This is a genomic window from Arcobacter sp. CECT 8989, assembly GCF_004116715.1.
Classification (GTDB): domain Bacteria; phylum Campylobacterota; class Campylobacteria; order Campylobacterales; family Arcobacteraceae; genus Halarcobacter.
The window spans coordinates 41551-54993 of the sequence record NZ_PDKE01000012.1 but is presented as its reverse complement, the minus strand read 5'-3'; the positions used below and the strand labels follow the sequence as shown (position 1 = coordinate 54993).

General features: G+C 30.7%; 12 protein-coding genes. 7 read left to right on the top strand and 5 right to left on the bottom strand.

All coding sequences use genetic code 11. The annotated features are described in order from the left end of the window. Positions 1-15: 15 nt before the first annotated feature. The 4 genes from CRV02_RS11490 to aroQ form a co-directional block, all read right to left on the bottom strand. A complete protein-coding gene (locus CRV02_RS11490) occupies positions 16-1398 on the bottom strand; it encodes a DEAD/DEAH box helicase (RefSeq protein WP_129090448.1) in 1383 nt (460 codons plus the stop codon). 153 nt (positions 1399-1551) lie between these two features. Next, positions 1552-2442: a signal peptide peptidase SppA gene (gene sppA / locus CRV02_RS11485; protein ID WP_129090447.1), complete on the bottom strand. Its 891-nt coding sequence runs from the start codon at positions 2440-2442 to the stop codon at positions 1552-1554. Beyond that, positions 2435-3664 (bottom strand): metal-dependent hydrolase, encoded by a 1230-nt coding sequence (locus tag CRV02_RS11480; RefSeq protein WP_129090446.1) that lies wholly within the window; start codon positions 3662-3664, stop codon positions 2435-2437. The genes sppA and CRV02_RS11480 overlap by 8 nt, the downstream gene beginning before the upstream one ends. A gap of 3 nt (positions 3665-3667) precedes the next feature. Continuing rightward, positions 3668-4168: a type II 3-dehydroquinate dehydratase gene (gene aroQ / locus CRV02_RS11475; RefSeq protein WP_129090445.1), complete on the bottom strand. Its 501-nt coding sequence runs from the start codon at positions 4166-4168 to the stop codon at positions 3668-3670. A gap of 65 nt (positions 4169-4233) precedes the next feature. Here aroQ and CRV02_RS11470 point away from each other — a divergent pair, with 65 nt between their 5' ends. The 4 genes from CRV02_RS11470 (at position 4234) to mnmA (CRV02_RS11455) (ending at position 8102) form a co-directional block, all read left to right on the top strand. Next, positions 4234-5259 (top strand): M24 family metallopeptidase, encoded by a 1026-nt coding sequence (locus CRV02_RS11470; protein ID WP_129090444.1) that lies wholly within the window; start codon positions 4234-4236, stop codon positions 5257-5259. A gap of 59 nt (positions 5260-5318) precedes the next feature. Further along, positions 5319-5804 (top strand): 2-amino-4-hydroxy-6-hydroxymethyldihydropteridine diphosphokinase, encoded by a 486-nt coding sequence (folK, locus tag CRV02_RS11465; RefSeq protein WP_129090443.1) that lies wholly within the window; start codon positions 5319-5321, stop codon positions 5802-5804. Positions 5805-5851: 47 nt separating this feature from the next. After that, positions 5852-6949: a tRNA 2-thiouridine(34) synthase MnmA gene (gene mnmA, locus CRV02_RS11460; RefSeq protein WP_129090442.1), complete on the top strand. Its 1098-nt coding sequence runs from the start codon at positions 5852-5854 to the stop codon at positions 6947-6949. 121 nt (positions 6950-7070) lie between these two features. Then, positions 7071-8102 (top strand): tRNA 2-thiouridine(34) synthase MnmA, encoded by a 1032-nt coding sequence (gene mnmA, locus CRV02_RS11455; RefSeq protein ID WP_129090441.1) that lies wholly within the window; start codon positions 7071-7073, stop codon positions 8100-8102. 35 nt (positions 8103-8137) lie between these two features. Here mnmA (CRV02_RS11455) and CRV02_RS11450 read toward each other — a convergent pair whose 3' ends face one another. Next, positions 8138-9244, bottom strand: coding sequence for an Opr family porin (locus CRV02_RS11450; RefSeq protein WP_129090440.1), 1107 nt, complete (start codon positions 9242-9244; stop codon positions 8138-8140). A gap of 182 nt (positions 9245-9426) precedes the next feature. On the opposite strand from CRV02_RS11450, the gene CRV02_RS11445 reads away from it, so the two are divergent. From CRV02_RS11445 to lepA, 3 genes are all read left to right on the top strand, one after another. Further along, positions 9427-10359: a ribose-phosphate pyrophosphokinase gene (locus tag CRV02_RS11445; RefSeq protein ID WP_129085401.1), complete on the top strand. Its 933-nt coding sequence runs from the start codon at positions 9427-9429 to the stop codon at positions 10357-10359. A gap of 78 nt (positions 10360-10437) precedes the next feature. After that, complete coding sequence (locus CRV02_RS11440) at positions 10438-11451, top strand: OmpA family protein (protein ID WP_129090439.1); 1014 nt, start codon at positions 10438-10440, stop codon at positions 11449-11451. Between the two features lie 133 nt (positions 11452-11584). Beyond that, positions 11585-13372: a translation elongation factor 4 gene (gene lepA / locus CRV02_RS11435; RefSeq protein WP_129090438.1), complete on the top strand. Its 1788-nt coding sequence runs from the start codon at positions 11585-11587 to the stop codon at positions 13370-13372. Positions 13373-13443 lie beyond the last annotated feature (71 nt).

Below are 13443 nucleotides of genomic sequence, written 5' to 3'. Positions count from 1 at the left end.
ACACCTTGCCTTTTTTTATTTACTTTTACTACCTAAACCTTTTCTATAATTACCTGTAATTTTTCTGTTTGAATTTCTTTTAGAAGTCTGTCTTTTTCTATTATCGATAAACTCTTCTACTTCTTTTTTAAAATCTTTTTTTTCGCTATGTTTAGCTCTTTTATTTGAACTTGGCTTTGTTCTTCTTTCATTTGTATTAGTAGAGTTTTTTTTACTATTTTTATTTTTTGTATTTGATGTTTTCTTTGGCTTTTTTAGTGAACTAAGAGTAAAACCTTCTACATCTCTTACAGGAATAGTTGTTTTTGTTAATTTTTCAATATCTTCTAGAAATTGAGCTTCTTCATCACAAACTAAAGATAAGGCTTCTCCTACATTCCCTGCTCTACCTGTTCTTCCAATTCTATGAACATAGTCTTCTGGTACATTTGGTAATTCATAATTAATTACATGGGGTAAAAGTTCAATATCAATACCACGTGCAGCAATATCAGTTGCTACCAGTACTCTAATTTTCTTTGATTTAAAATCTTTTAGAGCTGTAGTTCTTGCACCTTGTGATTTATTTCCATGAATTGCTAAAGATGAAATATTATTCTTATTTAAAAACTCACTTAATCTATTTGCTCCATGCTTAGTACGTGTAAAAACTAAAACTTGATTCCACTCTTGAGTATGTATTAAAAAGGCTAAAAGACTTTTCTTTTTCTCTTTACTTACATAATGAACAGCTTGTGAAACCTGCTCAGATAAAGTATTACTTCTAGCAACTTCTACAGTTTGAGGATTTGTTAAAAAAGAGTTAGATAACTTTTTTATTTCATTGGAAAAAGTAGCAGAGAAAAGTAGTGTTTGTCTATGATTTGGAACCTTTGCTACAACTTTTTTTATATCATGTATAAATCCCATATCTAACATTCTATCAGCTTCATCAAGAACTAGAAAATCTACCCTTGATAAGTCTATAGTGTTTTGAGACATGTGATCTATTAATCTTCCTGGTGTTGCAATTACGATATCAACACCCTTTCTTAAACTAGCTTTTTGAGGGTTAATTCCAACTCCACCAAAAATTACGGCTGTTTTTAAATGCAGATATTTACTATAAGCTTGAATATTTTCAAAAACTTGAAGTGCTAGTTCTCTTGTTGGAACTAAAATTAGTGCTTTTATATAAGCCTTTTGTTCTTTTTTATGAGGTTTTGAACTCATAAACTCTAAAAGTGGTAGAGTAAAAGCTGCTGTTTTACCTGTACCTGTTTGTGCTGCTGCAAGTAAATCTTTTTTTTCCAAAACCTTTGGAATAGCTTGCTCTTGGATTAAAGTAGGTTTTGTATAACCTTGCTCTTCAATCGCTTTTAAAATATTAGGATTTAATCCTAATTTTGTAAATGACATATATGACCTTTGATATATTAGTAGTCTAAAAAAGTAATTCGTGATAAATGAAGAATATGCAGATTTTTACTATAATTTTTTCGTATTATAACACAATTTTTGAAAAGTAATAAAAAAAAGAGAAGAAAAGATAGAATTAAAAAATTCTATCTTCTAGTAAGCTTTTAGCCCACCCTCAAATAATACAGAGAAGTTAGATACTGTTTCTTGGATTATTCTATCTAAGAACTTATCAAATTTATCCTCTTTTTTCCAAGAAGGATTTACTACACCTGATAATTCAATTACTCTATTTTGAGCAAAAGTTAAAGTACTAACCTCATCAACTAATCCAACCTCTTTTGCTTGAGAAGAAGTAAAAATATGAGCATCAGCAAACTTTGTATGGTCTTGAACTTTTAAACCTCTTGCATTTGCTACATCTGTTATAAACATATTGTATGTATCATTTATAACTTTTTCTAACTCTTCCTTTTCATAATCAGCCCATTGCCGTGTAGGAGTTCCTGATTCTTTAAACTTCCCTGCTTTAACAGTTTGAGTTTTTACACCAATCTTATCCATTAGTTCTTCTAAGTTAGTTCCTTGAAAGATAACTCCAATAGAACCAACCATAGACCCTGGATTTGCAATAATCTCTTTAGCCCAAATAGAAGAGTAGTAACTTCCACTAGCCATAACACCACTTGCATATGCGACAACTGGCTTTAAAGCATTTAACTCTTTAATTGCATAAGCTATTTCAACAGATGGTGCTACTGCACCTCCTGGAGAGTTTACATCAAGTAACACTCCCTTGATATTATTGTTCTTTTTAGCTTCATTTATTTGAGCTAAAACTTTTTGCGAATCTAAAATAGGACCATATAGTTCTATCTTTTGTAAATTTGCAGTTTCAAAACTTCCTTCTTGAATATTTGCTTCATTTGAAGTTGATACAAAGTAGTAAACAATTGTTAAGAAAACTATTGTCTTAAAATATTTCGTAATAAAATCTAAAATAGCAATAATAGGATAAAAAAGTTTTTTAAAAAAATTAAGCATTTTGTCCTCCAATAAAAACTTTATTTACAAACTTAGTATGTAAAATTACATTCATACATAAATCCTCTTCATCTTTGATATTATCTGGTAAGTTGATTGCTATAATATCTGCATCTTTTTCTTTTACTAATTGTCCTTTTTGTAAACCTAAAGCTTTTGCACCATTTATAGTTGCCGCTTGAAGTAAACTTTTTGAAAAGGAAATTGGATTTTTATCCACATGCATCATTAAACAATTTCTTAACTCATCAAACATTGATAAAGAGTTATTTGAACTAAGTCCATCTGTACCAATTGTAAATGGTACTTTTAAATCAATTAATCTATCTATATCTAACTTTGTGTTGTTTAACAATCTATTTGAAGTTACACAATGATTTACAAAAGCATTTAACTCTTTTATCTTTTTTAAGTCATTATCACTTGCTTCAACACAGTGAGTAAATGATAAATTATCTATATCTTTAAATTGATTTAAAAACTCCATTGGTTTTGTAACACTTTTTTCTTGTCCTAAAAAGTTTTTGAAAAACTCTAAGAAACCACCCTCATCACGATGTAACCACTCAAACTCTTCTGGTGATTCTAAAAAGTGAGAACTAACTGCTAACTTATCTTCTCTTGCAAGATTTAAAGTCTCCCTTACTAAAAATGGATGTACTGAATATGGAGAGTGAATAGCAATTGCTGGAATAAAATTTTTACTTTCATTCTTTTTTGCTGTATTTAATCTTGCTTTAAAATCTGCAAATAAGTTATCTATCATATCAGCCTTACTTCCAATTACTTCAGTAAAAAATACTGTATTAATAGGAGTTTTCACACATGGTTCTATATCTAAAGAGTATGAAGAAATAGCTCCAATTGTTGTGGTACCACTTTTAAGCATCTTAGATAACTTTTTAGAGATAAGTTTACTAGTTGCTTTTTCAACTAACTCTTCTCTTGATGCAATAACAGAGTTTAGCCATTGCATAAAGTTTCCATATTTTAAAGTTGTTGCATTTGAAGAGAACTCTAAATGAACATGAGAGTTTATAAGTCCTGGCATTAAAACTGAGTTTTCACGTAAAGACTCAATTTCAACTTCTGGATACTTATTTTCAATGAACTCTTTAGTACCCACATCAATAATTTTTTCATCAAAAACTATAGCACCATCTTTTATGATGGTACTATCTTCATTGCAAGTTATTATCCATGAGGCACTTAGAATTTTCATTAATTACTTCTCTTCTGCTTGTGCTTGAGCTTTAGCTACTGCTTCTTGTTGTGCTTGGTGAGCTGCTTTAACTTCTGAAATAATTTGAGTTAAAGAGATAAGTCCTAAGTGGTAAGAGAATGGACCAAATCCTGTGATAACACCAGTTGATGCACCAGCAGTGATTGATTTTTGTCTAAACTCTTCTCTTTTATAAATATTTGAAATATGTACTTCTACAGTTGGAAGATTTACTGCACTTAGTGCATCTTTAATAGCAATTGATGTGTGAGAAAATGCCGCTGGATTAATTAAAATACCATCAACTGTACCTAAACACTCTTGAATTCTATCTACGATTTCACCCTCTAAGTTTGATTGGAAAAACTCTAATTCAACATCATTTTGTGCTGCACTAGCTTTCATTTGTTCATGAATTTGTTCTAAAGACATAGGACCATAAATATGTTGTTCTCTAACACCTAACATATTTAAATTTGGACCTTGAATAACTGCAATTTTCATATTATATTCCTTTTATGATTTTTGGGTAAGATTATATTTAAAATTTAGTTAATGAAAGATGAATTATGAGGAATTATTTATTATTAAACGAAAACGCCATCTACTATGAGTGTGGATTCTCTTGTGACAATGTAATATTTATAAAATTAGAAAAAGATAGTTTTTTTATCACAGATGCTAGATATACAATTGAAGCTAAAGAGTATGCAAAAAATTGTCAAGTTATAGAGAGTTCTGATTTAGTAAAAGATGCTCAAAAAATATTGAAAAAATCTAAAATCAAAAAAATAGTATTTGATCCAAATGATTTCACTCACTCTTTGCACCAAAAACTAACAAATGGTTTAAAAATAGAGTTTATTCAAAGGGAAAACTTTTCAAAACTAAAAAGAATAATCAAAACAGATGAAGAGATTGAGTTCCTAAAAAAAGCTTCAATGATAGGTAAAAAAGGTTTTAAAGAACTAGCTAAATATATTAGAAAAAATGGTTTTAATCAAAAAGAAAACTTTTTACACTTTAAAGCAATTGAAAAAATGTCACAAACTGGAAAATATGATTTAAGTTTTGACCCAATTGTAGCTATTAATAAAAATGCAGCAAAACCCCATGCCTTACCTACAAAAAAAAAACTAAAACTACATGATTTACTTCTTGTTGATGCTGGAGTAAAATATAAAAGATATTGTTCAGATAGAACTTGTACAGCTCATGTTGATTTTGAAACTTTTAATTTTAAAAGGGAACAAAAATTTAAAAATAAAAAAGAGCAAAAAATATATGACTTAGTATATAAAGCTCAACTAAATGCTATTTCTAAAGCAAGAGTTGGTATGAAAGCTAGTGAAGTTGACAAACTTACTAGAGATGTAATTGAAAAAGCAGGTTATGGAAAATATTTTGTTCATAGTACAGGTCATGGTGTGGGACTTGATATTCATGAATTCCCAAATATCAACAGTAAATCTGATGTAATAATAGAAGACAACATGGTATTTACTATAGAACCAGGTATTTATCTTCCAAATAAATTTGGAGTAAGAATAGAAGATACAGTTGTAATGAAAAATGGAAAAGCTGTAATTCTATAAGAAGTAATACAAAATCAATCTAAACTAATTTAATAAGTTTTATATTTTAAAAGGAAATTATGAAAAAAAAATTATCAGAGGACTTAACCCTTTTTTATACTCCAAATTATCCAAAAACTTTCAATACTTCTACAAATAAAAAGTATATTGTAACGATTGGAATTGGGGGAAATATAGGAGATACTAAAAAACTATTTGATAAGCTAATCTTATCTTTAAAAAATAATACTAAGTTTGATTTACTTATGACATCTCCTCTACTTTTGAATCCTCCTTTTGGTTTTTTAGAACAAAAACCATTTTTAAATGGTATAATCAGACTTAGTACAAACCTTAGTGTAAATGAATTTTTCAAAATTACACAAAGATTGGAAAAAAGATTTGGAAGAAAGCGGTCCTTTCAAGATGCGCCTAGAACCTTAGATATTGATATAATATTTTTTGATAATAAGAAAATAAATACTAAAAAACTTATTATCCCTCACAAAGACTGGGCCAATAGAGAATCAGTGATTATTCCCTTAAAACTTATGAATAAATTATAAAATGAAAAACATAGTTCTTTTAATAAGGAACTTTTTTAAGGAAAATTATGAAAAAAAAAGTAGTTGTTGGAATGTCAGGTGGTGTTGACTCTTCTGTTACAGCATTACTATTAAAACAACAAGGCTATGATGTAGTAGGCTTATTTATGCGAAACTGGGAGTATGGTATCAAAGGTAGCCAATGTCCTAACAGAATTGAGTTCGAAGATGCAAAAAGAGTTGGAGAACTAATTGGTATTGAAGTAAAAGGTAAAGACTTTGTAGAAGAGTACAGAACAAAAGTATTTGATGTATTTTTAGAAGGTTTAAAAAAAGGACTTACTCCAAACCCAGATATCCTTTGTAATAGAGAGATTAAATTTAATGTATTTTTAAATGAAGCAAAGAAAATGGGAGCAGATATGATTGCAACGGGTCATTATGCAAAGATTGCTAAATATAAAGACCACTTTGTATTAGATACTCCAAAAGATAGTTCAAAAGACCAATCATATTTCTTACATGCTCTTTCAAGTGAACAACTAAGTCATGCAATGTTCCCACTTGGTGATTTAACTAAAACAGAAGTTAGAGAAATAGCAAGAGAACACAACTTACCTGTAAGTGATAAAAAAGATAGTACAGGTATTTGTTTTATTGGTAACCAAAGATTTGATGATTTTATTACTCAACACTTAAAAGCAATTCCTGGTGATATGATAGATGAACACGGAAAAGTTCTAGGAAAACACAAAGGTCTTATTTGTTACACATTAGGTCAAAGAAAAGGTATTGGTCTTGGTGGAATCAAAGGGCTTGAAGGTGAAAACAATACTCACAAATCATGGTATGCTGCAAAGAAAAATATCGAAGATAATACTCTAACAGTAGTTCAAGATACAAATCATCCACTACTTATGAGTGAACAAACAGAAGCCTCTCACATGCACTGGGTACTAGAAGAGGCACCAAAAGTTGGTGATAAGCTTCTGGCTCAAGTAAGATATAGACAACAAAAACAAGCTTGTACAGTAGTTGAAGTAAATGAAGATAAAGTTTTAGTTAAATTTGATAAACCTCAAAGAGCTGTAACGTTAGGACAAAGTCTTGTTTTATATGATGGGCAGTATTGCCTTGGTGGTGGTTTTATAAGTAATTATTACTAGAGTAAAGAACAACTCGTTGTTCTCTTTAGAGTTTTGCTACTTTTAATGGAATTTATTTCCATGATAAAAAGTAGTTGTACATATATGGTCCCTTTTAAAAGGGCTTTTTAAAAGGAAGTAAATGAAAAAAGTAATGGTAGGTATGAGTGGAGGAATTGATTCTTCCGTTACAGCCTACATGCTTCAAAAAGAAGGTTTCGAAGTTGAGGGATGTTATTTAAAACTTCACAATAGAACCGATGGATATCATGAGCAAAATCTATCATATATAGAAGATGTAGCAAAATTTTTAAATATCAAATATCATGTATTAGATTTATCAAAAAAGTTTGAAGAAGAAGTATATGACTATTTTGTTGACTCTTATTTAGAAGGTACAACACCAAACCCATGTGTAAAATGTAATAGACAAATTAAATTTGGAGCTATGCTTGATTTTGCAAAAAAGCATAATGCTTCATATTTAGCTACAGGTCACTATGTAAAAACAGATGGAAAGTTTATCTATGAAGCCGATGACAATACAAAAGATCAAAGCTATTTTTTATCACAAGTAGATAAAGAAGCCTTACCATATATGATGTTTCCATTAAGCACATATAAAAAAGAAGACATCATTAAGTTTGGTGCAAAGCTTGATAAAGCTTATAAAAGAATTACAGAAAAAAATGAATCTCAAGAGATTTGTTTTGTTGAGACTGTTTACACAGATGTTGTAAAAAGACATGCAAATATTGATATTCCAGGAAAAGTTTTAGATGAAAAAGGAAATATTGTAGGGGAGCATAAAGGTTATATGCACTATACGATTGGAAAAAGAAGAGGTTTCACAGTTTATGGAGCCCAAGAACCTCATTTTGTTACAAAACTAAACCCAAAGAATAATACAATCATTGTAGGTAAAAAACAAGCTTTAGAAGTAAACAGTGTAGAAGCTGAAAACTTAAATATGTTTATTGATGAAAAAGAGTTTGAATGTACAGTAAAACTAAGATATAGATCATTTTCAGTTCCTTGTAAAGTAACAATTAAAGATAATAAAGCAAAGATTTTTCTAACAGAACCTGCATTTTCAGTTGCAGCTGGTCAATTAGCTGTTTTCTATGAAGGAAATAAAGTTATTGGAAGTGCTTGGATTAAAGCTACTTCATAATAGAAACTAAGAGGTTAGCCCTCTTAGTCTTTTAATTAAAATGTATATGATAGTGTTAAACTTCCATAAGTACTGTCATTAGAGTCTGCATCATCACTATCTGCATCAATATCAGCATATAGTAATCCAACACTTAATGAATCAGTAAAAGAGTAAGAAACAGTAATATTTAACTCTTTTTCATCAAACTCATCTGCTCCATACTCTGTATCAGAATATAATGCCCCTAATCCAACACCTGCAATTTCATATCCTAATGAAGCATAAATAGTTTTTGCATCTGCTGCATAAATTTGGTTACCTGAATCCATAAGGTTAATATTATCTCCATATGTATCCATTAAACCAACTCCATAATCTTTATCAGTTTTGATATATCCAAGTGCTGCTGAGAAGTCTTCAATTGAAGCCCCTACTTCAAGATTTAAGATATTACCATCATCTGTTGTTGCATCTTTCATCTCAGAATCAACACTACTTCCTGCATAATGAGCTACTGCTGAGAACATATCAGTTGAAAATGAAGTCTTTAATCCATAAAAATCAACAGCATCTGGTGCAGAGTATGCATAAGGATTGATTTCTAAAGACTCTATACCGTTATATTTGATATCTAAAACATATGCACCATCTTCTGTTAATTCTGTGAAATCACTACTTTCATCCTCATCAGATGCTGCTTGTCTATCTGTATATCCTAAAACTATTGTTGTATCTGGTACTGCTGTAATAGCTGCAACAACTGCTTCATTATAATCTCCTAACCACTCTAAATCAATTGCTTGTCTACCAGCAGTAAGAGAGAAAGACTCATTTGCATACTTTAAATATGCTTCAGTCATAAGAGCATCGTGGGCAAATGAACCCTCATAATCATCCTCTTCCACTTCTGAAAATTCATGGTTTGCTCTAAAAGCCATTTTTGCACTTAGTCCATTAAATGTTCCAGTTTCATAAGCTAAACCAACTGTACCAGCTGTAAATCCAGAATCTGCAACACCTTCATTATCATACTTAACTGTATGCACAGTAATATCTCCACTTACTGTTCCACTTTTAAATGCCTCATCAATTGTATCTGCCGCGAACAGTGTTGATGTTCCTAATAATAATGCACAAGTTAAAATGCTAATCTTTTTCATAAATCTCCTTTAAATATGTTGCAATAATTGTAATATAACCATAAAATTTGTAAACACTATTTTTGTATATTTATTAGACATTTTTAATATATATTTTTTATTCTTTTATATATAAATTCAATATAAGAAGTATTTAGCTAAAATCACGAAATTAAATACTTACTACACATAAGGAAAATCTAATGTCAAAATATAAGCTTTTTAGTGGTACTGCGAACCCTGAATTTGCTAAAAAAGTTGGGAAATACCTAAACGTTGAAGTTGGAGAAGCTTCTATAAACAAATTCAGTGATGGTGAAATCTCTGTGCAAATTAAAGAGAGTGTAAGAGGACAAGACGTATTTATCGTTCAACCTACATGTGCTCCAACAAATGACCACTTAATGGAACTTTTAATTATGATTGATGCACTTAAAAGATCAAGTGCAGCATCAATTTCTGCTGTTATTCCATATTATGGATATGCTAGACAAGATAGAAAAGCTGCTCCTAGAGTTCCAATTTCTGCAAAATTAGTTGCTGATATGTTAGAAGCTGCTGGAATTGATAGAATGATTACTATTGATTTACATGCTGCACAAATCCAAGGGTTCTTCAATATTCCAGTTGATAACTTATATGGTTCTGTTTTATTTGTTAGCCACTTAAGAAGCAAAAATCTTAAAAACCCAATTATTGCAAGTCCAGATATTGGTGGAGTTGCAAGAGCAAGATCATATGCTGATAAATTAGGATATGACTTAGTAATTGTTGATAAAAAAAGAGAAAAAGCAAATGTTGCTGAAGTAATGAATATCATTGGTGATGTAGAAGGTAAAGATGTTATCTTAGTAGATGACATGGTTGATACTGCTGGTACTTTAGTAAAAGCTGCTGAAGTATTAAAGAAAAAAGGTGCAACATCAGTTATGGCTTGTTGTACACATGGTGTACTTTCAGGACCTGCTTTTGATAGAATTAACAATGGAACATTAGATGAATTAATTATCTCTGATACAATTCCAATGCATGGAGAGAGTGATAAAATCACTGTTTTAAGTGCTGCTAAAATTATGGGTGAAACTATTAGAAGAATTACACATAACGAATCAGTAAACTCAATTTTTATTGACTAGATATAACTAAATAATTATTTAAAAGCTAAATTAATTACTTTTTAGTTATGATGGTAAATAAACACAAAAGGAAATAACATGAAAAAGATTATATTATCTGCGGCCTTATGTGCATCACTTGCTTTCGCGGCAAACAGTGATTACAAATATGAGATTACACCAATGATTGGTGGAAATGTTGCTGAAGGAAATCTAAACTTAGATGACGATCATTATGCAATCGGTGGTTTAAGTTTTGGTGTAAACTTTGATGATACTGTTTATGACCAAATCGAAGTAGGTATTTTAACTTCATTAGAAGAAGTTGATTATGATGGTATTGATAGAGATACTGACATTACAAGACTATTTACAAACTTTGTAAAAAACTATGAACTAACAGATAATACATCTTTATATGGATTAGTTGGTTTCGGTTTAGAGCATTTTGAAAATGAAGAGCTTGGAAACAAGACTGCTTTATTTGGAAACTATGGTATTGGTTTAAGATATGAATTCTCTAATGATATGGCATTAAAAACTGACATTAGACACTTAATTAATACTAATGATAGAGATAACAACTTAGTATATACTGTTGGTTTAGCAATTCCATTTGGTGAAAAAGCAGCTCCAGCTCCAAAAGAAGAACCACAAGTTCAACCAAAACCTGCAATTGCAAAATTAGCAGACACTGATGGTGATGGTATTCCTGATATTAAAGATAAATGTCCAGATACTCCAAAAGGTGACATCGTTGACCAAAATGGATGTTCTTTAAAAGTAAACCTAAACATTAACTTTGATTTTGATAGTGCAAGAATTAACAATGAGTACGATTCAAAAATCACAAAATTTGCTGACTTCATGAAAAAATTCCCTTCTGTAAAAGGAAAAATTGAAGCACATACAGATTCAGTAGGTACTGAAAAATATAACCAAGACCTATCTGAAAGAAGAGCTGCAGCTGCAGTTAAAGCTTTAGAGGAAAAAGGTATTGATAAATCAAGACTTAACTCAACAGGATATGGTGAGTCTAAACCTAAAGCAACAAATGAAACAAGAGAAGGTAGAGCTGAAAACAGAAGAGTTGAAGGTTCTATTTACAGATAATTCTTAACACTTAAGTACAGGAATCTTCCTGTACTTTACCTCACTAAATCAAAAACTTAACTAGTAACTAACAAAACTTTAGATATAATCGCGAAATTTAATATATAAATACTTCAATTACAGGAATTTAATTTTGCAAAAAAATATTAGAAACTTTAGTATTATTGCCCATATTGACCATGGAAAATCTACATTAGCTGATAGAATTATCCAAGAGTGTGGAGCTGTTACAGATAGAGAATTATCTTCACAGATGATGGATACTATGGATATTGAGCAAGAGCGTGGTATTACTATTAAGGCTCAAAGTGTAAGATTAAAATATATCAAAGATGGCGAAGAGTATGTCTTAAATCTTATTGACACTCCGGGTCACGTTGACTTTTCATATGAAGTAAGTAGATCTTTAGCTTCATCAGAAGGTGCTTTACTTATTGTTGATTCAACACAAGGTGTTGAAGCTCAAACTATTGCTAACGTATATATTGCTTTAGACAATGACTTAGAACTTCTTCCAGTTGTAAATAAAATCGATTTACCAAGTGCTGACCCAATGAGAGTTTTAGAAGAAACAGAAGAGGCTATTGGTCTTGATTGTACAGAACATAACCTAATCTCTGCAAAAACTGGTGTTGGAGTAAAAGATTTAATTGACTCAATTGTTGATAGAATTCCAGCACCTCAAGGTGATGAAGATGCGCCAACAAAAGCTCTTATCTATGATTCATGGTTTGATAACTACCTTGGAGCTTTAGCACTTGTAAGAGTTTATGAAGGAAGTATCAAAAAAGGTCAAGTTCTTAAAATGATGAATACAAAAGTTGAACACCCTGTTTTAGACTTAATGTATCCTCATCCAATCAAGAGAGAAAAAACAACAGAGATTAAAACTGGTGAAATTGGTATTGTAGTTCTTGGACTTAAAACTCTTGATGGAATTGCAGTTGGTGATACAATGACTGATGCAAAAAATCCAACAGCTGAGGCTATTGATGGATTTGAACCAGCAAAACCATTTGTATTTGCAGGACTTTACCCAATCGAAACAGATAAGTTTGAAGATTTAAGAGAAGCCTTAACTAAGCTTCAGTTAAATGACTCTTCTATCTCTTTTGAACCTGAATCTTCAGCTGCACTTGGAAGTGGATTTAGAGCTGGTTTCTTAGGTATGCTTCATATGGAAGTTATTAAAGAAAGACTTGAAAGAGAGTTTAACCTTGACCTTATTGCAACTGCTCCAACAGTTGTATATGAGGTTGAAAAAACTGATGGTGAAAGAATTGAAATTCAAAATCCATCTGAACTTCCTGAACCAAACTATATTGAGACTATTTACGAACCATATGTAAAGGCTACAATTTTAGTTCCAGATGAGTTCTTAGGAAATGTTATCAAACTTCTAAATGACAAAAGAGGTATCCAAATTAAAATGGACTACTTAGGTAAAAGAGTTTTACTAGAATATGATATTCCTATGAATGAAATAGTAATGGACTTTTACGATAAACTAAAATCTACTACAAAAGGTTATGCTTCATTTGATTATGAGCCAATTGGATTTAGACCAGGTAACCTTAAAAAACTTGATATTAGAGTTGCAGGGGAAGTTGTTGATGCACTTTCTATTATTGTTCCAGAAGACAAAGCTGTTTCAAGAGGTAGAGAGTTTATTAAAGCACTTAAAGAGTTAATACCTAGACAACTTTTTGAAGTTGCTGTACAAGCTTCTATTGGTAATACTGTTATTGCTAGAGAGACTGTTAAATCTATGGGTAAAAATGTTACTGCTAAATGTTATGGTGGTGATATTACAAGAAAAAGAAAGCTTTTAGAGAAACAAAAAGCTGGTAAGAAAAGAATGAAGGCAATTGGTAAGGTGAACGTACCACAAGAGGCTTTCATGGCTGTGTTGAAGATTTAATCTTCAGCACATCTTCTACGTTGTCACTTCAATTTTAAATGCTCATTTACGAGCTGTAAACTCCGCTTTAA

What these genes read in the sequence shown, in the direction of transcription:
- CRV02_RS11445 (WP_129085401.1), top strand. Translation starts at nt 9,427, where the DNA reads ATGTCAAAATATAAGCTTTTTAGTGGTACTGCGAACCCTGAATTTGCT.
- CRV02_RS11440 (WP_129090439.1), top strand. Translation starts at nt 10,438, where the DNA reads ATGAAAAAGATTATATTATCTGCGGCCTTATGTGCATCACTTGCTTTC.
- mnmA (WP_129090442.1), top strand. Translation starts at nt 5,852, where the DNA reads ATGAAAAAAAAAGTAGTTGTTGGAATGTCAGGTGGTGTTGACTCTTCT.
- sppA (WP_129090447.1), bottom strand. Translation starts at nt 2,442, where the DNA reads ATGCTTAATTTTTTTAAAAAACTTTTTTATCCTATTATTGCTATTTTA.
- mnmA (WP_129090441.1), top strand. Translation starts at nt 7,071, where the DNA reads ATGAAAAAAGTAATGGTAGGTATGAGTGGAGGAATTGATTCTTCCGTT.
- folK (WP_129090443.1), top strand. Translation starts at nt 5,319, where the DNA reads ATGAAAAAAAAATTATCAGAGGACTTAACCCTTTTTTATACTCCAAAT.
- CRV02_RS11480 (WP_129090446.1), bottom strand. Translation starts at nt 3,664, where the DNA reads ATGAAAATTCTAAGTGCCTCATGGATAATAACTTGCAATGAAGATAGT.
- CRV02_RS11490 (WP_129090448.1), bottom strand. Translation starts at nt 1,398, where the DNA reads ATGTCATTTACAAAATTAGGATTAAATCCTAATATTTTAAAAGCGATT.
- CRV02_RS11470 (WP_129090444.1), top strand. Translation starts at nt 4,234, where the DNA reads ATGAGGAATTATTTATTATTAAACGAAAACGCCATCTACTATGAGTGT.
- CRV02_RS11450 (WP_129090440.1), bottom strand. Translation starts at nt 9,244, where the DNA reads ATGAAAAAGATTAGCATTTTAACTTGTGCATTATTATTAGGAACATCA.
- aroQ (WP_129090445.1), bottom strand. Translation starts at nt 4,168, where the DNA reads ATGAAAATTGCAGTTATTCAAGGTCCAAATTTAAATATGTTAGGTGTT.